25 protein-coding genes are annotated in these 26,891 nt (G+C 71.4%); 15 read left to right on the top strand and 10 right to left on the bottom strand.

The genetic code is table 11. From position 1 onward, the window contains the following. Positions 1-2: 2 nt before the first annotated feature. The 9 genes from L2C96_RS24405 to L2C96_RS24365 all read right to left on the bottom strand — a co-directional run bounded on the left by L2C96_RS24405 (position 3) and on the right by L2C96_RS24365 (position 11,564). Entirely contained in the window at positions 3-1,253 is a 1,251-nt protein-coding gene (locus L2C96_RS24405; RefSeq protein WP_237337927.1) for an acyl-CoA dehydrogenase family protein, read from the bottom strand. Further along, a complete protein-coding gene (locus tag L2C96_RS24400; protein WP_237337926.1) occupies positions 1,250-2,878 on the bottom strand; it encodes a dipeptide ABC transporter ATP-binding protein in 1,629 nt (542 codons plus the stop codon). Before L2C96_RS24400 ends, L2C96_RS24405 begins: the two co-directional genes overlap by 4 nt. 16 nt (positions 2,879-2,894) lie before the next feature. After that, positions 2,895-3,758 (bottom strand): ABC transporter permease, encoded by an 864-nt coding sequence (locus tag L2C96_RS24395; RefSeq protein WP_237337925.1) that lies wholly within the window; start codon positions 3,756-3,758, stop codon positions 2,895-2,897. Beyond that, entirely contained in the window at positions 3,755-4,711 is a 957-nt protein-coding gene (locus L2C96_RS24390) for an ABC transporter permease (protein ID WP_027929256.1), read from the bottom strand. The genes L2C96_RS24395 and L2C96_RS24390 overlap by 4 nt, the downstream gene beginning before the upstream one ends. A 2-nt stretch (positions 4,712-4,713) precedes the next feature. Then, positions 4,714-6,315, bottom strand: coding sequence for an ABC transporter substrate-binding protein (locus L2C96_RS24385; RefSeq protein WP_237337924.1), 1,602 nt, complete (start codon positions 6,313-6,315; stop codon positions 4,714-4,716). A 111-nt stretch (positions 6,316-6,426) separates the two neighbouring features. Continuing rightward, a complete protein-coding gene (locus tag L2C96_RS24380; protein WP_237337923.1) occupies positions 6,427-7,728 on the bottom strand; it encodes an NtaA/DmoA family FMN-dependent monooxygenase in 1,302 nt (433 codons plus the stop codon). A 19-nt stretch (positions 7,729-7,747) separates the two neighbouring features. Continuing rightward, the gene (locus tag L2C96_RS24375; protein WP_237337922.1) at positions 7,748-8,947 is read right to left on the bottom strand and encodes a GNAT family N-acetyltransferase; all 1,200 of its coding nucleotides are present in this window, start codon (positions 8,945-8,947) and stop codon (positions 7,748-7,750) included. 61 nt (positions 8,948-9,008) lie between these two features. Then, on the bottom strand, positions 9,009-10,511 hold the full coding sequence (locus L2C96_RS24370; RefSeq protein ID WP_237337921.1) for an APC family permease: 1,503 nt from the start codon (positions 10,509-10,511) through the stop codon (positions 9,009-9,011). Between the two features lie 297 nt (positions 10,512-10,808). Next, complete coding sequence (locus L2C96_RS24365) at positions 10,809-11,564, bottom strand: IclR family transcriptional regulator (RefSeq protein ID WP_237337920.1); 756 nt, start codon at positions 11,562-11,564, stop codon at positions 10,809-10,811. Between the two features lie 184 nt (positions 11,565-11,748). On the opposite strand from L2C96_RS24365, the gene L2C96_RS24360 reads away from it, so the two are divergent. The 15 genes from L2C96_RS24360 to L2C96_RS24285 are packed head-to-tail and all read left to right on the top strand — an operon-like array spanning position 11,749 to position 25,712. Continuing rightward, positions 11,749-12,774, top strand: a complete 1,026-nt coding sequence (locus L2C96_RS24360) for an NrtA/SsuA/CpmA family ABC transporter substrate-binding protein (RefSeq protein ID WP_237337919.1) — start codon at positions 11,749-11,751, stop codon at positions 12,772-12,774. Beyond that, on the top strand, positions 12,771-13,619 hold the full coding sequence (locus L2C96_RS24355; RefSeq protein ID WP_237337918.1) for an ABC transporter permease: 849 nt from the start codon (positions 12,771-12,773) through the stop codon (positions 13,617-13,619). Before L2C96_RS24360 ends, L2C96_RS24355 begins: the two co-directional genes overlap by 4 nt. Continuing rightward, complete coding sequence (locus L2C96_RS24350; RefSeq protein WP_237337917.1) at positions 13,616-14,368, top strand: ABC transporter ATP-binding protein; 753 nt, start codon at positions 13,616-13,618, stop codon at positions 14,366-14,368. Before L2C96_RS24355 ends, L2C96_RS24350 begins: the two co-directional genes overlap by 4 nt. Continuing rightward, entirely contained in the window at positions 14,352-15,386 is a 1,035-nt protein-coding gene (locus L2C96_RS24345; RefSeq protein ID WP_237337916.1) for an ABC transporter substrate-binding protein, read from the top strand. Before L2C96_RS24350 ends, L2C96_RS24345 begins: the two co-directional genes overlap by 17 nt. Continuing rightward, positions 15,383-16,423: an LLM class flavin-dependent oxidoreductase gene (locus tag L2C96_RS24340; RefSeq protein ID WP_237337915.1), complete on the top strand. Its 1,041-nt coding sequence runs from the start codon at positions 15,383-15,385 to the stop codon at positions 16,421-16,423. Before L2C96_RS24345 ends, L2C96_RS24340 begins: the two co-directional genes overlap by 4 nt. After that, the gene (locus L2C96_RS24335; protein WP_237337914.1) at positions 16,420-17,589 is read left to right on the top strand and encodes an LLM class flavin-dependent oxidoreductase; all 1,170 of its coding nucleotides are present in this window, start codon (positions 16,420-16,422) and stop codon (positions 17,587-17,589) included. Before L2C96_RS24340 ends, L2C96_RS24335 begins: the two co-directional genes overlap by 4 nt. 12 nt (positions 17,590-17,601) lie before the next feature. Then, positions 17,602-18,309, top strand: coding sequence for a class II aldolase/adducin family protein (locus L2C96_RS24330; protein WP_237337913.1), 708 nt, complete (start codon positions 17,602-17,604; stop codon positions 18,307-18,309). 14 nt (positions 18,310-18,323) lie between these two features. Continuing rightward, on the top strand, positions 18,324-19,256 hold the full coding sequence (locus L2C96_RS24325) for an ABC transporter substrate-binding protein (protein WP_237337912.1): 933 nt from the start codon (positions 18,324-18,326) through the stop codon (positions 19,254-19,256). A 9-nt stretch (positions 19,257-19,265) separates the two neighbouring features. After that, a complete protein-coding gene (locus L2C96_RS24320) occupies positions 19,266-20,849 on the top strand; it encodes an FAD-dependent oxidoreductase (protein ID WP_237337911.1) in 1,584 nt (527 codons plus the stop codon). Continuing rightward, positions 20,846-21,190, top strand: a complete 345-nt coding sequence (locus L2C96_RS24315; protein ID WP_237337910.1) for a 4Fe-4S dicluster domain-containing protein — start codon at positions 20,846-20,848, stop codon at positions 21,188-21,190. The genes L2C96_RS24320 and L2C96_RS24315 overlap by 4 nt, the downstream gene beginning before the upstream one ends. Beyond that, on the top strand, positions 21,187-22,011 hold the full coding sequence (locus L2C96_RS24310; RefSeq protein ID WP_237337909.1) for an ABC transporter permease: 825 nt from the start codon (positions 21,187-21,189) through the stop codon (positions 22,009-22,011). Before L2C96_RS24315 ends, L2C96_RS24310 begins: the two co-directional genes overlap by 4 nt. A 1-nt stretch (position 22,012) precedes the next feature. Beyond that, positions 22,013-22,756 (top strand): ABC transporter ATP-binding protein, encoded by a 744-nt coding sequence (locus L2C96_RS24305; protein ID WP_237337908.1) that lies wholly within the window; start codon positions 22,013-22,015, stop codon positions 22,754-22,756. 29 nt (positions 22,757-22,785) lie between these two features. Then, positions 22,786-23,751 carry an ABC transporter substrate-binding protein gene (locus L2C96_RS24300; protein WP_237337907.1) on the top strand — a complete coding sequence of 322 codons (966 nt, stop codon included), beginning with the start codon at positions 22,786-22,788 and terminating at the stop codon, positions 23,749-23,751. A gap of 18 nt (positions 23,752-23,769) precedes the next feature. Next, on the top strand, positions 23,770-25,344 hold the full coding sequence (locus L2C96_RS44640; protein ID WP_272883182.1) for an FAD-dependent oxidoreductase: 1,575 nt from the start codon (positions 23,770-23,772) through the stop codon (positions 25,342-25,344). Next, a complete protein-coding gene (locus L2C96_RS24285) occupies positions 25,341-25,712 on the top strand; it encodes a 4Fe-4S dicluster domain-containing protein (RefSeq protein ID WP_237337905.1) in 372 nt (123 codons plus the stop codon). The genes L2C96_RS44640 and L2C96_RS24285 overlap by 4 nt, the downstream gene beginning before the upstream one ends. A 137-nt stretch (positions 25,713-25,849) precedes the next feature. Here the strand turns inward: L2C96_RS24285 and L2C96_RS24280 are convergent, their stop codons facing one another. Then, complete coding sequence (locus L2C96_RS24280) at positions 25,850-26,863, bottom strand: LacI family DNA-binding transcriptional regulator (protein WP_237337904.1); 1,014 nt, start codon at positions 26,861-26,863, stop codon at positions 25,850-25,852. Between the last annotated feature and the right edge of the window lie 28 nt (positions 26,864-26,891).

The following is a 26,891-nucleotide window of genomic DNA, read 5'->3' as shown; positions in this document are numbered from 1 at the left end:
GATCAGTCGCCCTGGCCCCCACGGCCCAGCGCCGCCAGGTTGGGCACCGGGTCGGTCTCGTTGACCAGCCAGTCGCCCAGGATGCGGGCCTTGTAGACGCGCGGGTTGTGCGAGGCCAGCGTGCGCGCGTTGCGCCAGTGCCGGTCCAGCAACAGGTTCTCCGACACGCCGGAGGCGCCGAGCGCGTCGAACACCGTCGTCGTCGCCTGCAGTGCGGCGTCGATGATCGCCAGCTGGGCCTGTGCCGTGGCCACCTCGGCCTCGAGCACCCGCTGTTTCCGGGCCACCTCGTCGCCGGCCGCGTGCGCCGCGGCGACCAGGTCGAGCGTGCGCGACGACGCGCTCAGAGCGGCCCGCGCGGTGAAGGCGTGCACCGAGACCCCTCCGATGACCTGCAACAGCTGCGCGTCGGTGGCGGGCACGGGCGACAGCGCCTGCGGGTAGTTGCGGCCGCGGGCCTTCAGCGCGGCGATACCGTCCCGCACCACCGCGCGCGTGATCCCGGCCAGCACCGACAGCATCGCCGTCTGGTAGAAGTGCCCCTGGTAGACGAACCGCTCCCCCGCCGGGAAGACGTCGCCGTCCTCGGCCGGCACGTCGCGGTAGTTCGCGGTGCCGCTGGCCGTGGTGCGCTGCCCGAAGCCGGTCCAGTCGTCGATCAGCTCGACACCCGGGTCGTCCCGGCGCACCAGCGCCGTCAACACGGTGTCACCCTCGCCCTTGCCGAGGACGTCGAGCCAGTCGGCGTAGAGGCTTCCGGTGGCGTAGAACTTGGCGCCGTTCACCCGCCACCGGCCGCCGTCCTCGCGCACGGTGGTCTTGAGGGTGGCGAAGGTGCCGTTGTTGGCCTCGGTCCAGCCGCCTCCGACGAAGTCGCCGTCGAGGAACCGCCGGATCCACCGGTCGTTGGTGGCCGAGGGCGCGGCGTTGAGCCGGTCCTCGACGAACGCCAGGTGGTTGCGCCAGATGTGCGCGACGTTGGCATCCGCCTCACCAAGATCGGCGAGCAGGGCGAAGGTCTGCTCGAGCGAGGCGCCGAAGCCGCCGTGTTCGACCGGGATCCGCACCCGGCCCAGGCCCGCCTCCTTGAGCCAGCGCACCTGCTCGTGGGGGAAGACGCGGTTCTTCTCGCGCTCGACGTTGCCCTCCGCCACGCGGTCGAAGACCGGCTGGAAGCGGGCCGAGAGCTCCCCGGCGGATGCCGTCGCGGGGCGCAGGTAGGTCAGGGTGGTGCGTTCGCCGGTGGCGGTCATGATGCCTCTCTGTCTCGGGTGGATGCGATGGGAAGTACGGCGTCGAGCAGTGCACGGGTGTCCGGGTGCCGCTCCGGGGCGAACAGGTCGCCCGCCGGGAACGTCTCGACCAGCGAGCCCCCGCGCATGACGCCGATCCGGTCGCACAGCGAGGCGATGATCGCCAGGTTGTGCCCGATGAACAGGTACGTCAGGTCGAGTTCGGCCTTGAGGTCCAGCAGCAGGTCGAGGATGGCCGCCTGGGTGGACACGTCCAGCGCGGAGGTCGGCTCGTCGAGGATCAGCAACTCCGGTTCCAGCGCGATCGCCCGCGCGATCCCGACGCGCTGGCGCTGTCCGCCGGAGAACTCCCGCGGGTAGCGGTCGGCGTGGCCGGGATGCAGGCCCACGAGCTCCAGTGCCCGGTGCACCTGCGCGGTCGCTTCCTTGCGGGAGGCGGCTTTGCCGAGCCTCCGCAGTGGACGAGCGATCTGTTCACCCGCGGTGATCCGCGGGTTGAGCGCCGTGGCGGCGTCCTGGAACACGTACTGGAACCGCCGCCGCAGATCGCGGGCGCCGGAGTCGCCGATGTCGGCGCCGTCGAAGGCGACCGTCCCCGCCGTGCGCGGGATGAGGCCGCCGGCGAGCCGGGCGAGCGTCGACTTCCCCGAGCCGGACTCGCCGATGAGACCGAAGATCTCCCCGCGGTGCACGCTGAGCGAGACGTCGTCGACGGCCCGCACCACCGACCGGTGCCGCCCGGTGCCGAAACCGCCCGCGACGAACTCCTTGGACACTGCGCGCAGTTCGAGAACCGGCTTGCCGCCGGACGAGGCCCGGTCGGCGCGCGGATACCGCCGCCCGATCTCCGGGACGGCGTCGATCAGCGTGCGCGTGTAGGGGTGTTGCGGCGCGTTGAGCACCTGCGCCGTGCTGCCGGTCTCCACGATCACGCCTTCGCGCATCACCGCGACACGGCAGCTGGTGTGGGACACCACGCCGAAGTCGTGCGTGATGAGCAGCACCGCCGTCTTCGTCTCGCCGGCCAGGTCCAGCACCAGATCCAGGATCTGCTTCTGCACCGCCGCGTCGAGCGCGGTGGTCGGCTCGTCGGCGATCAGCAGCCGGGGACCGGACAACCCGGCCAGCGCGATCATGACCCGCTGACGCATCCCGCCGGACAGCTCGTGCGGGTAGGCGCGCAACACCCGGTCCGCGTCGCGGATCCCCACCCGGTCGAGCCACGTGTGCGCGACATCGCGGGCCTCGGCGCGGGAGACACGCAGGTGCAGCCGCGCGGTGTCGGCGAGCTGGCTGCCGATCGTGAAGGACGGGTCGAGCGAGGTCACCGGATTCTGGAAGATCATCCCGATCCCGGCGCCGCGGAAGGTGTTGAGCTGCCGGTCCTTCAGGCCGACGAGTTCGGTGCCCTCGAACCGGATGCTGCCGCGCGCGATGCGCGCGGTCCGGGGCAGCAGGCCGAGCACGGCCGCGGCGGTGACACTCTTGCCCGAACCGGATTCGCCGACGAGCGCCAGCACCTCCCCCCGGCCCACGTCGAGGTCGGCGCCGCGCACCGCGTGGACCACCGCACCGGGCAGCGCGAAGTCGACGCCGAGGTCGCGAACGGTGAGTACCGCTGTCATCTCATCACCTGCAAGCTCACGGGTTGAGGACGTCACGCAGCCCGTCGCCGAGCCAGTTGAAGGCCAGTGCGACGAGGAGGATGGCGACCGCGGGGAAGGTGGCCACGCCGGGGTGCCCGGTCACCAGGACCTTGGCGCCCTCGGAGATCATCCGGCCCCAGTCCGCGTCGGGCGGCTGGATCCCGAGTCCGAGCGCGCTCAGGCTCGCCGTGAACACGATGTTGACGCCGACGAGGCTGGTTCCGTAGATCACCACGGACGAGATCAGGTTGGGCAGCACCTCGGTGCGCACGATGGCCGCCTCCGAAGCGCCCAGCGAGCGTGCCGCCTCGACGTAGTCCTTCTCCCGCTCGATTCTGGCCTCGGCGAACACGATCCGGGTCACGTAGGGCACCGCGGCGAACACGACCGTCCCGATCAGCACCCACGCCCCCGGCTGGAGGATCGCGGCGAGCGACAGCGCGACCAGGATGACCGGGAACGCGAACATCAGGTCCACCACGCGCATGAGCACCCCGGAGGTGCGGCGGCCGGCGAACGCGGCGAACAGCCCCAGCGCGGTGCCGACGACCACCGCGACCGTCACCGACGAAATCGCAACCACCAGCGCGCCGCGGCCGCCGTGGATCACCCGGCTGAGCACGTCCCGGCCCTGGTCGTCGGTGCCCAGCAGGTGGCCGGGCGCCCCGACCGGGGCGAGGACGTTGCCGGCGTCACCCGCGTTCGGGTCCTCCGGCGCCAGCCAGGGAGCCAGCACCGACACGCCGATCACGACGACGAGCACGACGAGACCGAGGAGCGCCTCGCGATTGCGGACGAAGCGGGCGGGGAAGGACCGCCTCAGCCGCGGCGGGACCACCGCGTGGGTGCTCGTGCTCATGCGCCACCGTGCCGGAGTCGTGGGTTCAGGAGGTCGAGCAGCACGTCGGTGACCAGGTTGACCACCACGAACGTGGTGGCGACCAGGAGGATGCCCGACTGGATCACCGGGTAGTCCGAACCACCGATCGCGTTGAGCAGCACGCTGCCGATCCCCGGCCAGGAGAAGATCGTCTCGACGAACACCACCCCGGTGATCACCGAGCCGACCGTCAGCCCGGTGGTGTTCACGATCGGGGACAGGATGTTGCGCCCGATGTGCTTGCCGAGGATCGCCGCCCGGCCGAACCCCTGTGACCGGTAGGTCCGGACGTAGTCGGACTGCTCGCTCTCGATGACGGCCGCGCGGACGAACCGGGCGATGATCAGCATCGACACCAGCGAGGCCGCGAAGGCGGGCGCGATCAGGTGCAGCAGCAGGTCACCGAACCCGCCGTCGCCGCGCAGATCGTGCATTCCCCCTGGTGGCAACCATTTCCAGCGCACCGCGGTGAGCCAGATGACCACGAGCCCGAACCAGTACACCGGCAGGTTGCTGCCGATCTGGACGAACAGCATCACGACCCGGTCCGCCGTCCTGCCGTGCCGGATCCCTGACACGAAGCCGATCGCGACGCCGAGGACCACACTCACCACGGTGGCCGCGGCCCCGAGGATCAGCGTGTTGAGAAACGCCGGGAACACGATTCCCGACACGGGGCTGCGGACGCTGAGCGACAGCCCGCCACCGTTGGTGAAGATCTCCTTCAGCCAGGTCAGGTACTGCTCCCACGCCGGACGGTCCAGGCCGTAGGCCTCGCGGATCTGCTGGATCTGCTCGGCCGACATCTTCTGGCTCAGCACGTCCTTGACCGGGTCGGCGGGACCGGCCTGCGCGATGAAGAACACCAGCAGGCTGATCACGAACAGCAGCGGGACCAGACCGGCCAGCCGCCACAGGATCCGGCGCACCATGATCAGTCCGCCACCCAGACCCGGGACAGGTCGTAGTGGTTCTGCTGCGGCCAGACGAATCCGCCGACCCGCGGCGCGACGGCGTAGTACCGGTTGAACGACAGCAGCGGGAAGATCGTCGCGTCCTTCGCCCAGGACTGGGCCGCCGCCTGCCACAACTCGGCCGACCTGGCCGGGTCGGGGTTGTACGCGGCCGCGTCGATCGCCTGCACCGTCGCCGCGCTGGTGGCGGAGTAGGCGTCCCCGCCGTGCTTGACGACGCTGTTGTTGTGGGCGATCTTGACCCAGCTGGGCGCGACGTAGCCCCACTCGCCCAGGTACAGGCCGTCCTGCGGCTGGAGGTTGGCGGTGCGGGTACCGTAGGTGATCCATTCGAACGACTGCACCGAGGCGTCGATGCCCACCGCGGTCAAGGACTGCTGCAGGTATTCCGCCGTCGGCTGACCGGTGGTGTCCGACAGGATCGTGAACTTCACCTGTCCCGGCTGGTACCCCGCGTCGGCCAGCAGCTTCTTCGCCGCCTGCGGGTCGAAGGGGTAGTCGACGGCCGAGGCGTCGTAGGCCTCGTTGCCCTGGTTGACGATCGAAGTGGCCGCTTCGGCGTAGCCCTTGTAGATGTTCGCGGCGAGCTGCTTGCGGTCCACCGCCTGGATGATCGCTTGCCGCACCCGCTGGTCCCGCAGGTACTGGTTGTCGAAGTTGAAGCTGTAGTAGATGATCTGCGGAACACCCTTGTTCTCGGGCACCGAGAATCCGCCACTCTCCAAAGTGGACACCGAATCGGGTGGCACCCGGCTGATGATGTCGACGGTGCCGGTCTGCAGCGCGGCGACCCGGCTCTGGTCGTCACCGATGGGCTTGAAGATCACCTTGTCCAAGTGCGGGCGCTGCCCCCAGTAGTCCGGATTGCGTTCCAGCGTGGTGTGGTCACCGCGGACGCGCTCGGTGAAGACGAACGGCCCGGTGCCGACCGGGTGGTCCGCGAGCCCGTCCTGGCCGTACTTCTTGAGCGCCTCCGGGCTGAAGATGCCTGACGCGGCGTTGCCGCTGTTCGGGATCTGGCGGAGGAAGTCGAGGAACGGGTGCTTGAACGTGTACCGCACCGTGTGGTCGTCGACCACTTCGAAGGACGCCAGGTCCCCGTACACCAGCGACATCGTCGCCGCGCTCACCTTGTCGTAGTACTCGAACGACGGATCGGTGAACCGCCGCACGTTGAACCGCACCGCCTCGGCGTCGAACGGTGTGCCGTCACTGAACTTCACGCCCTGGCGCAGCTGGAACGTGTAGGTCGTCGCGTCCGGGCTCACCGTCCACGACGTCGCCAGCCTAGGCACGATCTTCGGCACGCCCGTGGGCGCGGACAGGTCCTCGTCGACGAGCGTTTCGTAGATGTTGCGGTCGATCCGCCAGGTCTCCCAGGAGTACTGGCGGTTGGGATCGAACTGCGTCACTTCCTGGTACTGGCCGATGATCAGCGTGCCGCCGTCGCGGGGCTGGGAACCCGCGACCGCGCCGGTGTCCGAACCGCAGCCGGCGAGCGTCAGTACGAGGCTCGTGACCACGGCCGTCCACGCGAGCAGTGTGCGCTTGGATGAGGGCATGGTGGGTGGGGTTTCTTTCCTCGGGGAGAAGGCTGGGGAGAGAGCGGTCCACAACGGACCGCGGTTCACTCGTCCGAATGTAATACGTTCGCGGGTTTTTCCTGAGCCTGCTCACGAAGTGGGAAACAGGTTCGGGATCCCGAGGTGTGATCGCAGTGTCTCGCCCTCGTACTCGTGCCGGAACAGGCCGCGATGGCGCAGGATCGGGACGACGTGGTCGACGAAGGCGTCCAGTTGCCCGGGAATGCCGGACGGGCCGAGGATGAAGCCGTCGGCGGCGCCCGCGGTGAACCACCGCTCGATCTCGTCCGCGATCCGTTCCGGGGAACCCACGACCCGAGCGCCGAACGCCGTCACCGTGCGGAACAGGAACTCGCGCACCGTGGGGGTTCCCTGCGTGGCCAGTGCGCGGTAGCCGGCCAGTGCGGTCTGGTGGGTCTCGGTCGTGTCGGCGAAGGCGTCCAGCGGTACGGGCCCGTCGAGGTCCGCTCCGGTCAGGTCGATGTCGACCTCCTGGAGCCACCCGATCTGGTACTCCGGGATGAACTGCTCGAAGAGCGTCCGCTCGACCGCCTTCGCCTCCGCCTCGGTGGAGCCGATGACGAACCCCAGCGACGGTGTCACCAGGGGTGCCGCGTCGCGGCCGGACGAGCGTGCCTGCCCGTGGATCTGCTCGACGAACCCCCGCCCGCGATCGAGATCGCCCTGGCCGGTGAAGACGACTTCGGCGTTGCGCGCGGCGAAGGCTCGTCCCGCCGGCGAGGATCCCGCCTGGAAGATCACCGGATGCCCCTGTGGCGACGGCGAAGCGCCCAACGGTCCGCGGACACTGTGGAACTCGCCCTTGTGCGCGGGGACGCGGATCCGGGCCGGATCGTTGTAGACGCCGGCGTCGCGGTCCTCGACGATCGTGTCCGGGCCCCACGAGTTCCACAGCTTCAGCACCACTTCCAGGGTCTCCCCCGCGACGCGGTACCGCTCGTCGTGGGCGAGCACGCCGGCATCGCCGAAGTTGTCCGCGGCCGCCTGCGCGAAGCTCGTCACCACGTTCCAGCCCGCGCGTCCACCGCTGAGGTGGTCGAGTGAGATCAGCTGCCGCGCGAGGTGGTAGGGCGCCTGCAGGGTGGCCGACCCGGTGACGACCAGCCCCAGGCGTTCGGTCTCCCGGGACAGCGCGGCCGTTGTCGTGAACGGCTCGAAGTCCTCGGTGGACTTGTGCGGCCAGGCGGCGTCGGGGCCGTAGTTGAGGGTGTCGGCGAAGAAGATCGCGTCGAACGTTCCCCTTTCGGCCGTTTTCGCCGCCTCGATCACTGAGTCCAGGACGGCGGCGGGACCGTTCACCACCCCGGGGTAGCGCCAGGAACTGCCGAACCGCGGATTGCCCAGGAGCAGCAGGTGGAGCTGACGGGTCATCGAAGAATCTCCTGTCGGGTCAGAACACGGTGCCGGAGAACGGCGCCGACGGTGTGGCGAACAGGGCGTCGGCGCGCCGGAGGGCGTCCGGATCGTGGACGGCGACCCGGCCGGCCGCGGCCAAGTGGCGCCACCGGGTGCCGCCGAGGTAGGCGGCGGCCAGCGTCGCGACGTCGGCGCTCAGGTGCGGGGCGGAGTTCGTGCGCGCGACGGACTTCGGGCCCACTTCGAAGGTGCCGTTGTTGCTCTCCAGGAGGGGGTCGCTAACGCGGAGCGCGACCGCGTCCTCCTCACCCCAGGCGCGCTCGCGCAACGCCGCCTCGACATCGACCAGGCGAAGCCAGGTTTCGTCGCGCTCGGGGCCCAGCTCGACCGCCCTGCGGTCGACGACGGCGAGCGGCAGCGGATCGTCCAGCGGCAGCGACTCGAACGCGATCACGTCCACCAGATCCAGCGACAGCAGGTGGCGCCACAGCCCCGCCCGCGCCGAGTCGGTGAGGGCGACGAAATCGGTGACCGTGACGGTCTTCTCCTGGCTGGCGAACCAGCCGCCGGTGTCCAGGGGCCGGTAGACCGCGTAGCCGTCGTCGACGCCCTCGGTGCTGTGCACCACGACGTAGTGCGTGACCGGGTCCGCCGCGCGAAGGATCTCCTGCAGCCGCCACCAGCCCGCGGGACGGCCGATCGCACCCGGCCACGCCGCCCGGTCGGCGATACCGGCGAGCGCCTCCGTCGTCACCGCCCGGTCGAGGAGCCGGACCCGGCCGCCCGCGGGCACTTCCGGACGGAGCTTGGCGCGGCGCAGGTTCACGCGCGCGGATCGCACGGAACTGGCGACTCCGTACCCGAACCGCTCGTAGATCACCGCTTCCGAAGCCCGCAGCGACGCGACCACCTCGCCTCGCGCAGCGATGTCCTCGAGCTGCCGTGCGATGAGCCTGCTGACGATGCCGCGGCGCCGGTGCGTCGGCAGCACGCCGACGTGCGTGACCGCCGCGTGCGGCACGCGCGCGCCACCCGGCACGGCCAGCCAGCTCCCGTAGGAGTCGGCGCCGCCGACGACCTCGGTCCCGTCGAGCGCGCCGAGGTAGCGTCCCGGGTCGGTCACCTCCACGGCATCCACGTCGCGGAACGGCAGCCCGACCATGGCGCGCAGGAACACGCGGAAGCCGGCGTTGATCTCGTCCGCGGTGGTCAACGTCCGGATGTGCTCGGTCACCGGATTCCTCCGTTCCCGCCGTCCGCGACAAGGCCGGCGAAGTAGTGGGTGGTGCGGCTCGTCAACGGAGGTCGCGGCGGCGGATGGTGTCGAGGATGCCGAGTTCGGCCAGGCGCACCTGCTCCGATTCGGACAGGGTCTGGATCGAACCCACCCTGGCCGCGGCCTCGGGGCGCACGGCGCGCAGCCGGAGGAAGCGGGCCAGCCCGGCCAGCAGCAGCACGAGGAACACGTAGGGCAGGTACCGGTAGGCACCCTCCGGCGCCGGCACCAGGTTCTTGTAGATCACGTACAAGATGCCCACGGCCGCGAGCACCGACACCACGAGGCCGCCCGGCGTGAGTGCCTTGATCCTGCGCAGCCACAGCGGCGTCGCGATCGTCACCAGCAGGTAGGCGAACAGGTACGCGTAGCTGGAGACGATGCCCACGTAGACGTCCCACTGGAAGCGGCCGACCGAGGTGACGGTGCCGATCAGCCCGATCACGAACCCGACCAGCCCGACGAGCGCGATCGCCGGATGCGGGGTGCGGAAGCGCGGGTGCACGCGACCCAGCGGGCCAGGGAGCGCGCCCTCGCGGGCGAGCGTGAACAGGCTGCGGGCGCCGGAGTTGATGACCGCCGAGGAGAACACGATCATCGCGGTGCCCAGCGACAGGTCGACGACGTAGGTCACCCAGCCGACCCCGGCGTTCTGGGCCACCACCGGCAGCGGCGTGCTGTCCGTGCCGAGTGGTTCGGGCCCTTGGAAACCGAGGACTTCCGGATAGGTGGCCAGCAGGTACAGCACCGCCAGTCCGATGACCAGCCGCAGGATCGCGCGGGGCACATTGCGGTGCGCGTCGCGCGCTTCGTGCCCGAGTGAGGCAGCGCTCTCGAACCCGGCGTAGGACCCGACCGCTGTGACGGCGGCGATCAGCGTGGTGCTGTGTCCCAGGTGGGACAGGTCGAACTGCGCACCGTCGATGCGCGCCCCGTAGGCGACGTAGGAGGCCACCAGGATGACCGCGATCGCCACCAGGGACACGATTTCGAACCCCAGCCCCAGCTTCACCGACACGCTCACGCCGCGGAAGGGGATGTAGAACGCCGCGGCGGTCGCCAGCATCAAGAGCACGATCTTGACCACCAGGTGATCGGTGTGCAGACCGATCTCCTGCAGGAACGAATTGAAGTACAGGACCGCCCCGAGCACACCGCCCGCCGCGAACCCGATGTACCCGAGGATCAGTGCCCACCCGGTCACGAACGCGGCGACCGGGCCGAGACCGTTACCCGCGTACGTGCCGAGTGAACCGGACGAGACCGTCCGCCGTGCCTGTAACGCGATCACCCTGGCGACCAGGTACACCAGCACCCCGCCGATGATCGCCGCCCATAGCGCACCTTTGCCGCTGACGAGGAACAGCGAGCCCGGGACGCTGGCGATCGCGACACTGGGTGCCGCGGCGGCCAGGCCCTGGGCGAAAACCCCCAGTCCGGACACGGCGCCGGTGCGCAGTTCGCCGTCTGGCGGGTCGAGAACCGCGGGCGCGCCGGCCGGGGTGGAACTTTCTGCAGTCATGGGGTGTAGACCGAACCTCTCGGTACCGAAAACCGGAAAACGGGGACACCAGGGGGATTCGCCGGGCACGACGAAGCGCCCCGGGGCTGGAATCGCGGGGGACGAACAGAATCGAGCCGGCCACGGGTGCGTGGCCGCCCGTGCTGGGGGGATCAGCGACAGAGTGAACCGAAGAGCCGGCACAGGTCGACGTATCGCCTGCCGGCCAAGGCGACTGCCTTCGACATGATCGCGACAGTAGTTGACCGCGCAAGAATCGACCACCCTTCCCACCAGGCGGCCACTGGGTGGAACGGGTCAGCTCGCGAACAGCACGGCGGCGATGTCGTCGGCCGTGACCTTCGCCAGGTCCGCGAAGAAGGGCACCCGCTCGGGGATCATCAGGCTCGTCGTGCCGCGCAGGCCCAGCGCGAAGCGGGCCCGGCCGCCGGTATCACGCACCGGGATGCCGATCGTGCGAAAGCCCACGGCCAGCTCCTCGTCGTTGAAGGCCCACCCGCGCTCGCGGGTCAGGACCAGTTCCTTCGACAGCTCGGCCGGGTCGGTCGGGGCGCGGTCGGTGCCGTCGGTGAACGGCAGCCGCGCCAGCTCGTCGTCGGACACGTCGGACCACGCGAGCAGCGCCTTGCCCAGTGCGCTGGCGTGCAGGGGAATCCGGACGCCCTGGAGCTCGTGTCCGTCGGCCTCCCGCCAGCGGCTGGTGCCCAGCAGCACCATGTCGTTGCCGTGCCGCACCGCGATGGACGCCGAGGCGCCGGTGGTGGTCGCCAGCTGCTCCAGATGGGGCTCCACGAGGTAGATCCGGTGCTGGCGATAGGCGATCTGGCCGTACTCGGCCAGCGCCCCGCCGATCCGGTACCGGTTCGAGGTCGGGCTCTTCTCCAGGAAACCGGCGTCGACGAGCGCGGAGACCAGACGGTGGGTCGTGCTCGCGGGCAGTTCCACCCGGCGGGCCAGCTCGGTGACCCCCAGCTCCCCGCCGCCGCGGAAACACCCGAGAACCGCCAGTGCCCGCGCGACGGTCTGCACGCCGTCCCCACCTTCTCGTGCCATGCGCACCAGCGTAACAGCATTCCAGATAGCGGTAAGCCCACCGGTTAATTGCACGGTGATGCCAAACCACGCGGGCCTGCATTCCATTCTTTGGAACTTCTCGCTCCGCTAGGACGGCGTGGTTATCGTTGCCCGCATCTGCACCGGACCCCGAACCGGTTCCCTCCCACCAGGAGTCACCCCCATGCCGCGCAGCCGGAAACCCCTCCTCGCCCTCGCGCTCGTCCCCCTGCTGGCACTTGCCACGGCGTGCACCGGTGCCGGCGCCGGCACGAGCACCGACGCGGACGGCACCTTCGTCCTCAAGGTCACCGATCCCGGCAACGCCGGTCCGCTGGCGGTCGGCAAACGGGACGGGACGTTCGACAAGGCACTGGCACCACTGGGTGCCCGCATCGAATGGGTGCCGAGCACACCGGGTTTCAGCTCGAACCTGAAACTGTTCAACACCAAGCAACTCGACGTCTCCGGCGGCGCGTACAGCCCCGTTGTCGGCGCCCTGTCCAAAGACGTCGGTGTCCGGATCATCGCTGTCGCCGATCCGGTCGGCAAGGACCAGAACGGCATCCTGGCCACCCCGCGATCGGGCATCAGGTCGGTGCGCGACCTCGCGGGCAAACGCGTCGCGGTGAACCCGGCAGGCAAGGGCGAGTACATCACGCTGCAGGCCCTTGCCCAGGCCGGCGTGCCGGTGGACCAGGTCGAGCGGGTGCCGTTGCAGCAGGCCGACGCGACCTCCGCGTTCGCCACCGGCCAGGTCGACGCGTGGGCGTCGTTCAACGAGCCTTATCAGGAGGCGAAGGCCAACGGCGGCGTGGAGATCGCCACCGAACAGAGCATCGGCTCGGTCGACAACACCATCGTCGCGTTCCGCACCGAGGTGCTGGACGCACGGCCGGACGTCGCGGCGAAGTACCTGGAGACGCTGCAGCAGCTGACCGTGCAACAGCGGGCCAACCCGGCGGACTTCGAGAACGTCTTCGAGAAGGCCGGGCCGCGCGCGCTGTCCGGCGACCGGCTGCAGCGCGCGCTCGCGCTGGGCGCGCAGGCCGCGGTTCCCCGCTACCCCAACGAGAAGGACGCGCGCGATCTCGAATCGGTCGCGAACCTGTTCACACAGAACCACGTGATCCAGCGGACGATCACCGCCGCCGACGTGTTCTACGACCTGCCCGCCAAGCTCGCCGAATACCAGAAGGCGGCCAAATGAGCACCGTCACCGCGCCCGGCCCCGTGCGCACCGGGCCCGCCGGCCTCGTCCGCCCCGTGTTCCAGGGACGCACACGGCGGCCGCGCTGGTTGTCGGTTGCCGTGCGGTTCGCCGTTCCGCTGCTGCTCGTCGCGATCTGGTGGACCGGCACGGCGACCGGCGGGATCTCCGAACAGATCCTGCCCGGGCCGCCCAAGGTGTGGAGCGCCTTCACCGAGCTGTTGCAGACCGGGCAGCTGGTGGACTTCACGCTCGCCTCGTTGCAGCGCGCGGCCGCGGGTGTGTTCCTCGGCGTCGCGTTCGGGCTCCTGTTCGGGGTCCTCTCCGGTCTGTCCGCGCTCGGTGAGGAGCTGATCGACGCGACCATGCAGATCAACCGCGCCATCCCGTTCCTCGCCCTGGTGCCGTTGTTCATCGCATGGTTCGGCATCGACGAGACGTTCAAGGTGCTGCTGATCGCGGTCGCCACCGTGGCACCGATGTATGCCTACACCTACCTCGGTGTCCGCAACGTCGACCGGAAGATGCTGGAGGCGGCCCGCAGTTTCGGGCTGCGCGGGCCCCGGCTGGTGTTCGGCACCATCCTGCCCTCGGCGTTGCCGTCGGTGCTGATGGCGCTGCGGATCTGCCTGTCGATCAGCGTCACCGGCCTCATCGCGGCCGAGCAGGTCGGCACCCGGGAGGGCATCGGCTACCTGGTCAGCCTGGCGCAGGAGTACAACCGCACCGACTACATGGTGCTGTGCGTGGTGCTCTACGCCGTCCTGGGCCTGGTGTTCGACGGGGCGGTGCGCGTGCTGGAACGCTTCGCGATGCCGTGGCGGGCGGGGGTGGCCGCGCGATGACCACCACCGCCACCGAACTCGCGGTGTCGCTTTCGGGCGTGCGCAAAAGCTTCGGCGACAAGACCGTGCTGGACGGCATCGACCTGGAGATCAGCCGCGGCGAGTTCGTCGTGCTGCTCGGTCCCAGCGGCACCGGCAAGACCACCCTCCTGCGGCTCCTGCTCGGGCTGGAACGGCAGGACGCCGGGGAGATCCTGGTCCCCCGGCAGCGCACCGTCGTCTATCAGGAACCGCGGCTCATCCCGTCCAAGCGGGTGCTGTCCAACGTGGTCGTCGGCCAGCCGCCCGGCAGGCAGACCAAGGACAACGGGCGCCGGGCCCTCGCCGAGGTGAACCTCGCCGACAAGCACCGCGCCTGGCCCGCCACGCTCTCCGGCGGCGAGGCGCAACGCGTCGCGCTCGCCAGGGCGCTGGTGCGTGAACCGGAACTGCTGCTGCTCGACGAGCCGTTCGCCGCGCTCGACGCGCTGACCCGGTTGCGCATGCAGGACCTCGTGGGCGACCTCGTCGCCCGTCACCGGCCCGCGGTCCTGCTCGTCACCCACGACGTCGACGAGGCCGTCCGGCTCGCCGACCGGGTGCTGATCCTCCACAACGGACGGTTCGGTCACGACGTCGTCGTCGACCTGCCCCGTCCCCGCGACCGCACCGACCCCGCCGCGCTCCGCTACCGCGCCGCCTTCCTCGCCGAGCTGGGCGTCGGCGGCGCCCCGACCCCACCGGAGGAATCCCATGACCATCGCGAGTGAGCCCGCAATCGACACGCTCTGGTACACGCGCTGTCCGGTGCCCACCGCCAGCGGCCTCGCGCACAGCCTCGGCTGGCTCTCCGCCAACGCGGGCGAGCACGGGCTGCCCCTGGAGATCCTCCAGGACGCCGGGCCGGAGATCGCGGTCCACCACTACGACCACCGGCTGCGCGGACTGATCCGGGAAGGCGGCAACGTACCCGCCCTCGCCGCCCGCGCCCAGGGCTCGCCCACCCGGCTCATCGGCCTGACCTGGATCGACGAGGCGCAGGCGATCCTGGTGCGCGGCGACTCCCCCATCGCGGACGCGGAAGGCCTCGCCGGTGCGCGGATCGGCATCCCGTCCTGGGCCGCCGACCAGGCCCGCAGCTTCCCGCGGGCGATGGCCCTGCACGGGTTCGCGAACGCGCTGCGCCTGGCCGGCCGCACCCTCGCCGACGTGACGGTGACCGAGATCGGTGTGAACCGCAACCCCGAGGTGCGCGGCCGCGCCACCCGCGGCACCACCTGGGGCATCGCCGAACTCGTGGCCGGCGAGGTCGACGCGATCTACGTGAAGGGCGCGCGGGCGGCGGAGGCGGCACGGGAACAGGGCCTGCGGGTCGCGGTCGATCTCGACGCCGCCACCACCCGTCGGGGGCGGGTCAACAACGGCACTCCCCGCCCCATCACCGTGCACGCCGATCTGCTGGAGAACCGGCCGGAGCTGGTGACCGGGTTCCTCGCGGCGACCCTGCGTGCCGCGGACTGGGCCGCCGGCCACCTCGACGAGGTCCGCGCCGTCCTCGCGCGCGAGACGTTCTCCGGTCCGGAGGGGGTCGTCGCGGCCTACGGCGACGGGTTCCACCGCGGCCTGCACCCGGACTTGTCCGACGAACGGGTCGAGCTGCTCGGCGTGCAGAAGCAGTTCCTGTACGCACACGGGTTCCTCGCCGCCGACTTCGACCTCGGCTCGTGGGTCGCGCCCGAACCCCTGGAGCAGGCTCGCGCGCTCCTGAATGGGGAGCGCACCGCATGACCGGTTACCTGTGGGAGCTGCCCACCCGTGGTGACGGCAGGCGCGCGGACCCGAACCTGTGGCGGCGCGACGGTTTCGACCACCTGCACCAGGTCGTCGATGCGGCCGAGCTGTCCGGTCTGGACGGTGTGGTGGTGCCCTACGACCCGCACGGTGAGGAGTCGTGGATCGTGGCGGGCGGCGCGCTGCGCCACACCCGCCACTCCCGGGTCGTCGTCGAGTTCACGCCCTCGTTCGGGACACCGGTGTACGCGGCGAAGATGTCGCTGACCCTGCGGCGCCTCGGCGCCGACCGGCTCGACTGGCTGCTGAAGGTCGACACCGACCCCGAGGACGAGCGGCAGCGTGGCGACCGGGTCAGTGGCCCCGAGCGCTACGAACGAGCCGCCGAATTCCTCACCGTCGCCCGTGGTGTGTGGTCCGGGCGAGGCGCCGCACCGGGCGGGTTCGACGGCGGCGAGTTCGACCACCACGGCACCTACTTCGACGTGATCGCCGGCGGCTTCGACGAAGCCGCCGACGGGCACCCGTTCCCGGTGGTGCACCTGAGCGGCACCTCACCGGAGGCGATCACGTTGTCCGCGGCCCACGGCGACGTGCACCTGTTCACCGAGTCCACCCCGGACCTGGCGGCGGACATCGGCGCGTTGGAGACCGCCGCGGCGGAACACGGCCGCACGGTGCGCGCCGGGCTCGTGCTGCCGGTCATCGCGCGCGAGGACGAACACGAGGCCTGGGCCCGGGTGCTGCGGCTCTGGCGGGAGATCGACCCGTCCGCCACCGAGCACGAAGTGCGCTCGCGCGCGCGGGACGGCGTGCGGTTCGACGGCTTCGACCGCATCGGCTACCGCACCCCGGTCGGGCTGGTCGGCAGCTACGACCAGGTGGCGCGGCGGCTGAGCGAGTACACCCGCGCCGGGATCGACACCGTCGTCCTGTCCGGGCACCCGGCGATCGAGGAGATCCACCGGGCCGGCGAGCACCTGCTGCACCTGGCCGATCCGGCAGGCCGCACCCCGAGGGGAGCACGAGCATGACCGTCGACGTCTACTGGCGCATCGGGATGGGCGGTGACCACGCCTCGCTGCGCACCCCCAAGGTCCGCAACCGGGGCGACTGGGGCGGCCTCGGTCCCGGCAACATCGCCCCCGCCCTCCGCGACGGACGGCCCGACGGGTACGCCTACATCGACCACGCCGCGGCCGTGGCCAAGGCGTCCGAAGCCGCCGGGTTCCTCGGCGGGCTGCTGCCGTCGTTCCCCGGCACCGAGGACCCCTGGGCGCTGTCGGCCGCGCTGGCCCGCGAGACCAGCACCTACCGGTTCATGGTGGCCTTCCAGCCCGGTTTCCTGCACCCGCTGCAGGCGGCGCGCATGTCGGCGAGCCTGCAGCGCGCCACCGGCGGGCGGCTCGTGTACAACATCATCTCCGGCGGTGGCGGGCCCGCGCAGCTGTGGTGGGGCGACAAAGTCGACCACGACGACCGCTACGCCCGCACCTCGGAGTTCCTGGACGTCCTGAAGGGCGTGTGGCGCGGCGAACCGTTCGACTTCGACGGGCGGTTCTTCGCCACCCGCGGCGCCGCACTGCCCGGACACCTCACCGGCGAACCCTTCCCGGAGATCTACTTCTCCGGCTCGTCGGCGGCCGCGGTGAACGCCGCGGGCCTGCACGCCGACTACTACCTGTCGTGGCTGGAGCCCTTCGGCGACCTGGAGCGGAAGTTCGACGGCGTCCGCGAGCACGCCGCGAAGCTCGGCCGCACGCCGAAGTTCGCGGTGCGCATCGACATCCTCGCCCGGCACACCGAGGAAGCCGCCTGGGCCGAGATCGAGAAGGGCTGGCGCCACGTCGACCCCGCGATCGCGACCCGTCAGGCGCGCGGCGACTCCGTCGGCGCGGGCCGGATCAAGGGCTGGGTGCCCGACACCATCACCGGCTACCGCGACGTCGAGGTGCAACCGAACGTGTGGGCCGGCTTCAGCCTGCTCCGCGGCGGGCCCGCGTTCGGTCTCGTGGGCAGCTACGAGCAGGTCGCGCAACGCCTGGACGAGCTGCTCGACCTCGGCGTCGACGCGTTCATCCTCGCCGGCAACCCGCATCTGGAGGAGGCCTACCGCGTCGGCGAAGAGGTCCTCCCCCTGCTCGGCCGTTCCCGCTTCACCCAGCCCAGCGCCGTGCGCGAACCCGCGCCGGTCGCCTGACCAGGAGGAACCATGACTGTCACACTCGATCCGGCCGTCGCCGAGTTCGTCGAGAACGCCCGCAGGGACGCCGACAAGGCGTTCCGGGTGTTCCGCGAAACCGGCACCACCTCGGCCAACGGCACCGTCAACTTCGTCGAACGGGTGCCCGGCACGGAGATCGCCGTAGCGCTCAACGAGCCGGGCCCGTGGGCAGACAGCCGGGAGGTCGAACCCGTGGTCGCCACGTTCGACGGGACCGTGCTCTCCGGCAGCGGGCGGGCCGGTTTCGTCGGCGGCTACAGCAAGGTGTTCCGCGAGCACCCGGAGATCACCACGGTCGTGCACATCCACACGCCCTGGCTCGGCGGATGGGCGCAGACCCACCGCACCCTGCCCATCCGCTACGCCGCGTCCCAGCGGCTCACGCTGTCGCGGGAGATCCCGCCGCACATCGACCGCAGCCGGCCGGCGAGCGAGTTCATCCTGGAGCGCCTGCGGGAGGACCCGCACCTGGCCGCGATCTTCGAGGCCAACGGCGGCGTCAACGTCCTCGGCCGCGACGGCCTGCTGGAGACCGCGAAGTTCATCGTACTGCTCGAAGAGGGTGCCCAGTTCCAGGCGATCGCCGAGGGCCTGGGCGGGTCGGTCGAGTTCGACCCGACCAACCTGGTCGCGCAGTGGAGCCGCAGCGGTCTCGTCGACGAGGCCCGGCGCCTCGGCCTGATCCCCCAGCACTGAGGAGCGCACCCCCGATGACCGTCCGGATCGGATTCTTCCCCAACAACAACTCCCTGTTCGTCCTGCGGCACCGCGGAATCGTGGAGCGCAGGCTGCCCGCCGTCGAGTGGGTCGACCTGCGCGCGCTGCCCGCGAAACCGCCGGTGGACCCGAAGTCCGCGCTGCCGACCCTGCACTCGGACTGGCTGTTCGAGCCGGGCGGCTACGACTTCATCGGCACCGGTTTCACGCCGCCGGTGACCGGCCTCGCCCACGACCGCGACCTCGTCTACGTCGGCATCTCCGGCCCGCGGGTGGAAAACGGCAGGCTGGTCGTCAAGCCCGGGTCGCCCATCCGGACCGTCGCCGATCTGCGTGGCCGCCGCGTCGGCGTCGCCCACGGATCCTGGCAGACCACGCTGCTGCTGTTCGCGCTGGAGGGCGCCGGGCTGACCTGGTCCGACATCGAGCCGGTGGACACCGCGGTGCACGACGGGCCGTCGGCGTTCTCCTCCGGTGAGCTGGACGCGTGGGTGGGGGCCTACCCGGCGCTGGGCGTGGTCGAGCAGGCAGGCCCGGTGCGGACCCTGATCGAGACCGAGGGCCTGTTCAGCCACCCGTCGCTGTGGTTCACCCGCCGCGACTTCGCCGAGAACCACCGTGACGAACTCACCGCGATCGTGCGGTCGCTGCAGGAGTCCGACGCGTGGGTCGAGGCCAATCCCCGCGAGGCCGCCCGCTACTTCGCCGAGGACGCGGGGACCACGTCGGAAGCCGACCTGGACCGCTGGGAACACGCGCTGCGCAGCCGCCCGTTCGGTCTGCATCCGGTGAGCGAGGAGTTCCTCGACGAACAGCACCGCGCGGCGCGGTTACTGGCCGCCAACGGACTGCTGCCCCGGGCGGTGGACCCGCGGTCGGCGGTGCTGCCCTGGCTCAACGACCTGCTGACACCGCAAGCGGCCTGAGGGGTGACCATGCTCGAACTCACCGCGGACGTCCTCGTCGTGGGCGGCGGCCCGGCCGCGACCTGGGCCGCGCTCAAGGCGGCCCAGGCCGGCGCCGACGTCGTCCTGGCGGACAAGGGGTACTGCGGCACCAGCGGTGCGACGGCCTCGGCGGGCACCGGTGTCTGGTACGTACCACCGGATCCGGACCGCCGGGAAGCCGCGATGGCCAGCCGCGAAGGGCTCGGCGGCTACCTCGCCGACCGGCGCTGGATGGCGCGGGTGCTCGACCAGACCTACGAGGCGATGGGCGAGCTGGCCGAGGTGGGCCGGTACCCGTTCCCGGTGGGTGACGACGGCGAGCAGCTGCGGCAGGGCGTGCAGGGCCCGGAGTACCTGCGCCGCATGCGGATCCGCGTCCAGCGGGCGGGCGTGCGCGTCCTGGACCACAGCCCGGTCACCGAGCTGCTCACCGACGCCTCTGGCGCCGTCGCCGGTGCCGCGGGGTACCGGCGGCAACAGGACATCCCCTACCGCGTGCGGGCCGGCGCCGTCGTGCTGGCAACCGGTGGGTGCGCGTTCTCCTCGGGCGCGCTCGGGTGCGACGTCAACACCGGCGACGGCGCGCTGATGGCCGCCGAAGCGGGTGCCGCGCTGTCCGGGATGGAGTTCTCCAACGCCTACGCGATCGCCCCGAAGTTCACCTCGGTCACCAAAACCGCCTACTACACCTACGCGACGTTCTTCCACGAGGACGGCAGCGTGCTGGAGGGCGCGGGCAGCCAGCGCGGCCGGTCGGTGATCGCCCGCGCCCTGTTGTCCGAGCGCGTGTTCTGCCGCCTCGACCACGCCGACGAACCGGTACGGCGGGCGATGCGCCTCGCCCAGCCGAACTTCTTCCTGCCCTTCGACCGGCTCGGCATCGACCCGTTCACGCAACGGTTCGAGGTCACGCTGCTCGCGGAGGGAACGGTGCGCGGGACCGGCGGCATCCACCTCACCGGCGACGACTGTTCGACCGGGGTACCGGGGCTCTACGCGGCGGGCGATGCCGCGACGCGTGAGCTCATCTGCGGCGGCTTCACCGGCGGCGGCAGCCACAACTCGGCCTGGGCCATGTCCTCGGGCATCTGGGCCGGTCGCGCGGCGGCCACGCACGCCCGTTCGCTCGGCCCGCACGCCGCACAGCGGCGCCTCCGCGGAACCGGCACCGCCGGGTTGCGGCCCTCCGGCACGGCCGGTCCCGCGGACGGCCACCGCGAGGTCGTCGAAGCGGTCCAGCGCGAGGTGCTGCCCTACGACAAGAACTACCTGCGGGACGGCTCCCGCCTGGAGCCCGCGCTGGCCGAGCTGGACCGGACCTGGGCGCACGCGCGGGAGTCCCTGTTCGGCACCGCGCGCGACGCGGTCCGCGCCCGGCAGGCCGCGGCCATGGTCGCGCACGCGCGGTGGATGTACACCGCGGCACTGGCCCGCACGGAGACCCGCGGCATGCACAAACGCGCCGACTTCCCGCGTCAGGATCCCGGAAAGCGCTACCGCCTGCTGACCGGGGGCCTCGACCAGCCGTGGGTGTCGCCCCTGGCCGGCGAGACGGAACGGGTGGCGTCGTGATCGAACTCGTGTCCGCCGGCCGCTGCGTCGCCTGCGACAAGTGCGTGCACGTCTGCCCCACCGACGTCTTCGATCCGGGCGCCGACGGGATCCCGGTGATCGCGCGGCAGGACGACTGCCAGACCTGCTTCCTGTGCGAGGCCTACTGCCCGGTCGACGCGCTGTTCGTGGCGCCGCAGACCCATCCCCTGCCCGACCGCCCCGACGAGGCGGGCCTGCACGAGTCCGGCCTGCTCGGCAGCTACCGCGCCGCGATCGGCTGGGGCCGGGGCCGCACCCCGGGCGCGGCACTGGTCCCGGTGGTGCCGCTGCGGGACGAGACCGGCGGGAGGAAGCCATGACCGCGATCCCCGAGCCAGGGCTGCGCGAGCTGTACCTGCGGGGTGAACGCCACGCGCCGCGGGTCCCGCGCTGGGCGCGGCGCGTCGCGGTCATCGTGGCACTGATCGCGCTGTGGCAGCTCGTTTCGGCGCTGGGCTGGCTGCCGGAGGACACGTTGTCCTCCCCGCTCCAGGTCGCCGGCGCGGCGGTCGACCTGATCTCCAGCGGAGATCTGGGCGAAGCGATGGCCACCTCGCTCACCCGGGTGGCGACCGGGCTGGCGCTGGGCATCCCGGCCGGCCTCCTGCTCGCGCTCACCAGCGGCCTGTTCCGCGCGGGCGAGGACCTGGTGGACAGCCCGATGCAGATGCTGCGGACACTGCCGTTCCTGGGCATCACACCGCTGTTCATCCTGTGGTTCGGGGTGGGCGACACCCCGAAGATCGCGCTGGTCTTCCTCGGGGTGTGTTTCCCGGTCTACATCAACACCTTCGTCGGCATCCGCAACGTCGACGCCAAGCTGGTCGAAGCGGCGCGCACGTTCGACCGCGGCCGGTGCCGGCTGACCAGGTCGGTCATCATCCCCGGTGCCCTGCCCAACATCCTGGTCGGCGTGCGGCTCGCGCTGGGCACCGCCTGGCTCGCCCTGGTCGTCGGCGAACAGATCAACGCCGACGGCGGCATCGGCTACCTGATGCTCAACGCGCAGAACAACCTGGAGACCGACAAGATCGTGGTCTGCCTGGTGATCTACGCGCTGCTCGGCCTGCTGTCCGATCTGATCGTCCGTGGCCTCGAACGGCTTCTGCTGTCGTGGCGCCAGAACTTCGCCGGAGCGTGAGATGACCGAGGTGCGTGAGCTCACCGAACCCAGGACCGCGACCCGGACGGCGGTGATCGCCGAGGACGTGCACCGCGCCTTCGGCGACCGGGAGATCCTGCGTGGTGTCGACCTGCGGGTCCGCCAGGGCGAGTTCCTCGCCCTGCTGGGCGCGAGCGGTTCGGGCAAGAGCACGCTGCTGCGAATCGTCGGCGCCCTCGACCACGGGGCGCGCGGAAAGGTTGCCGTCCCGGCGCGCACATCCGTGGCGTTCCAGGAACCGAGACTGCTGCCGTGGCGGCGGGTGTGGCGCAACGTCGCGTTCGGACTGCCCGCAGCCGGACGGCGACAGCGTGCCCTCGCCGCGCTCGACGAAGTCGGCCTGACCCACGTCGCCGACGCCTGGCCGAAGACGTTGTCCGGCGGCGAGGCGCAACGCGTCGCGCTCGCGCGGGCGCTGGTGCGCGATCCCCAGTTGCTCCTGCTCGACGAACCACTCGCTTCGCTCGACGCGCTGACGCGGCTGAAGATGCAACAGCTGATCGCGCAACTGTGGGCGCGGCACCGCCTCACCGCCATCCTCGTCACGCACGACGTGGACGAGGCGCTGGTGCTCGCCGACCGCGCCGTCGTCCTGCGGGACGGCCGGCTCGCCGAGGAACTGCCCGTCACCCTGGACCGGCCACGCGACCCCGGCAGCGAGCAGTTCGCCGTGCTGCGTGCACGGCTGCTCGGATGGCTCGGCGTGACCGTACCGCGCTCCTGAACCCCCTCTACCACATCGAAGGACCCACCGTGAAAAGACTCGTCCTGCCCTGGGTGCTCCTGCTGCTGGCGCTGACGGCCTGCGGCGGCGCGGATGCCGGCTCGGACGGCGCCCTCCTGCGTGTCGGCGTGATCGTGTCCAACGGCAGCCAGCCCTCGGGCATCGAAAGCTGGGCCTACCAGCAGGGCATCCTGCAGCAGCAGCTGAACGCGGCCGGGGTGGCGAAGGTCGAGTGGGTCTCGTTCCCCAACGGCCCCAACCTCAACCAGGCGCTCAAGGGCGGCTCGCTGGATGTGGGCGTGCTCGGTGACACCCCCGCGATCTCGGGGCGCGCGGCCGATCTGCCGACGCAGCTGTCCGGTATCGGGGTGCGCGGGCAGGACGCCTGGCTCATCGCCGGGCCCGGCATCACCAGCCTCGCCGACCTCACGGGCAAGACCGTGGCCACCCAGCAGGGCTCGTACATGCACCGCTGCTTGGTCGGACTGCTGGACAGCGCGGGTCTGACGTCGTCGGTCAAGGTGACGTTCCTGCTCGCCAACAGCGCCCAGCAGGCCCTGGACAAGGGCGACATCGCCGCCTACGCGGCACCCACCGGGACCGGGCCCCTGCTGCTGTCCAAGGGGTACCGCTCGATCGACCAGGCCAGCAACCACCCCGGCCTGACCGGCAACAGCTACATCACCCTCTCGCAGGACGCGGTGAAGAAGTACCCGAAGCTGGCGAGCGCGTGGAACGCCGGTGTCGCCGCGGCGGCGACCCAGCTCAAGGCGGACCCGGAGAAGTACTACGCCTACGTCGCGCAGATCACCGGCCTTCCCCTCGACGTGGTGCGGGCCTCCTACCCCGCCTCGGTGTTCGGGGACCCGGCGCCCACCGTGGCGGACATCCAGACCATCCGGGACACGTTGTCCTTCCTCGTCGCGCAGAAGCTGGCAACCGCACCGTTCGACGTCGACGCCTGGCTCGCGCCGGGTGTCCGCGCCGCGGCCTGAGACCGGGCGGCCCGACCGATGCCCCGAACGCGACGCCCCACCGCGGTCCCCGCCGAAGTCGACGTGCTCGTGCTCGGCGGCGGCCCGGCGGGCACCTGGGCGGCCCTTGCCGCCGCGGCCCGCGGGGTCCGCGTCGCCCTGGCGGACAAGGGTTACTGCGGCACCTCCGGTTCGGCCGCCGCCGGCGGCAACAACCTCTGGTACCTGCCACCGGACCGCGCGGCCCGCGACCGGGCGATCGCCGCCCGCGAGGCGGCGGCGGGCGGGCTCACCGAGCGGAGCTGGATGGTCCGCATCCTCGAACGGACCTGGGAGGCAGTCGGTGAACTCGCCGAGTGGGGCTACCCGTTCCCCGTCACCGACAGCGGCGAACAGTACCGGGGCAGCCTGCAGGGACCGGAGTACCTGCGGTTGATGCGCCGTCAGGTCAAGCGGGCGGGTGTGGTGATCCTGGACCACTCGCCCGCCACCGAGCTGCTCACCGATCCCGAGGGCGTGGTGACCGGCGCCGCCGGCATCCGCCGCCAGCAGGGCGGTGCGCGGTGGGAGATCCGGGCCGGCGCGGTCGTGCTGGCCACCGGGGGCTGCGCGTTCCTGTCCGGCGCGCTCGGGCTGAACGTGGACACCGGCGACGGGGCGCTGATGGCGGCCGAGGCCGGTGCCGAGCTGTCCGGGATGGAGTTCTCCTGCCAGTACGGCATCGCGCCCGCCTTCGGTGCGCAGACGAAGGGCCTGATGTACCAGTTCGCGACCTTCACCGACGCCGACGGCGGCGAGCTGCCCAGCTCGATGCCCGCCAGCAGCGGCGTCGCGCTGCAGCGGGCGGCCCTGCGCGGTCCCGTGTACGCCCGGCTCGACAAGGCCGGACCCGAGGTGCGGTCCGCGATGCGCTGGTCACAGCCGAACTTCTTCCTGCCGCTGGACAAGATGGGCATCGACCCGTTCACCGAACGGTTCGAGGTGCGCTTCGTGCTGGAGGGCACCGTGCGCGGGACCGGTGGCCTGCGGGTCACCGATGAAGGATGCGCGACGACGGTGCCGGGGCTCTTCGTCGCCGGTGACGCGGCGTCCCGGGAGCTCGTCACCGGCGCGGTCACCGGCGGCGGCAGCCACAACGGGTCCTGGGCGATCTCCTCGGGTGGCTGGGCCGGGGACGCGGCCGCTCGGTTCGCGGCCGCACGACCACCCGGGCGGTCTCCCCTGACCGCCCGGGGCCAGGCCGGCCTGCGGCCACGCGGCCGGGCCGGCATCCGGCACCAGGAGGTGGTGGCGACGGTCCAGGAGCACGTGCTCCCGCTCGCCCGCAACAGGTTCCGCACCGAGCGCGGGCTCCGGGAGTCACTGTCCGTTTTGGACGACCTGTGGCGCACCGCGGCAGACGGGCTCGCGCCGGACGGGGTGCACGGCAGGCAGACGGCGGCCATGCTCGCCCACGCGCGGTGGATGTACGCCAGCGCGCTGAGCCGCCGGGAGTCCCGGGGCCTGCAGATCCGGGACGACGCACCCTACACCGACCCCGCCTGCACACACCGAATCCGCAGTGGCGGTCTGGACGAGGTCTGGACCGCGCCCGAGGAGGTGCGCACCGCGTGATCGAAGTGATCAGCAGCAGGCGGTGCATCGACTGCGACATCTGCGTCGAGGTGTGCCCCACCAACGTGTTCGACGCCGTCCCCGGCGGGCACCCGGTGATCGCCCGGCAGGCCGACTGCCAGACCTGCTTCCTGTGCGAGGCGCATTGTCCGGCCGACGCGCTGTTCGTGGCGCCGCTGTCCGGCCCCGCACCCGAGGGGTCGCCGCTGACCGATGAGGAAGCGCTCGAACGGGACGAGCGCTTCGGCGAGTACCGCCGCTGGCTCGGCTGGGGCCACGGCCGGACACCGGGCGCCACCCGCGACCAGAACAAGGTCTTCACCGAGCGCCTGCGATCACTGCAGGCCCCGCCGGAAGAAGGACGCTAGCGGCGCGCTCCGGACGACCAACCGAGGACACGACGGCCTTCCGGCAGCCGGTCGCCCGGCGAGGAGACCGGCGCGCAGGGGGTTCCCGTCAGGCCGTCGTGGCCGGCGGGAGCTTCGCTCGCCGCCCGCGGTGACGATCAGGCCGACTCGCGCACCGTGAGGACCGGCTGCATCGCCGCGGCCATCTCCTCGTGGTTCAGCGGCTCCCCGTCCAGCAGGCGCCGCACCGTCGACGCCTGCGCCCGCGCGATCTGCCCGGCCGGGATGTGCGTCGTCGTCAGCGTCGGGCGCAGCACGGCTCCCATGGGGAAGCTCCCCGAGCCGATCACCGCGATGTCCCCGGGAACCCGCAGACCGGCCCCGCGCAACGCCTCGATCAGCAGCAGCGCGAACTCGTCGTTGTAGGCGTACACGGCCGTCGGCCGGCGACGAGCCGACCCGCGCCAGCGGGCAACCGCCGGTCGCAGGCTGTCCACGTCCATGTGGCAGTCCACCCGTTCCACCGGCACCCCGGCGTCCGCTGCCAGGCCGGCCACCGCGGCGAACCGCGGCTCGGACAGCGGCACGAGCGGCGGTCCGGGCACCAGGCACGCCAGGCGCCGGTGCCCCCGGTCGAGGAGGTAACGCGTCGCCAGGCGGGCGACCGCGACGGAGTCCATCGGCAGGTACGGCACACGCACGCTGCGCGGCTTGCCGATCGCCAGCACCACCGCACCGGCCCCCGTGAGCAGGCGCACCGCCGACGGGGTGCACCGGTGCGCGTCCAGCAACACGGCCGCGGGACGCAGCTCGGCGAAGGACCGCACACCGGCCGCGCCGGCGCCGGAGCGGTCACCGTGCAGCAACAGGCGCAGGCCCCGCTCGGCGAGCTCGCGGTCCAGGTGCTGGATGTTCGCGTCGATCGGCGGGCTCAGCGGCAGGCTGGGCAGCGGCATCAGCACCACGTCGCCGTGCCCGGCGCGCAACGTCCGCGCCGCCGCGTTCGGCGCGTAGTCCAGGGTCCGCACCGCGGCGAGCACCTTGTCCCGCGTCGCCTCGCTGACCCGGTGGCCGTCCTTGCCGTTGAGCACATAGGACACCGTCGCCCTGGAGACCCCGGCCAGCCGCGCCACGTCGGCGCTGGTCGGGCGAGACCCGGAACCACTGGTCACGCGCGGCCCTCCACATTCTGGGATCACT

It is taken from the genome of Amycolatopsis tucumanensis, assembly GCF_021654135.1.
GTDB lineage: Bacteria > Actinomycetota > Actinomycetes > Mycobacteriales > Pseudonocardiaceae > Amycolatopsis_E > Amycolatopsis_E tucumanensis.
This window is presented reverse-complemented; position numbering and strand designations above follow the sequence as displayed.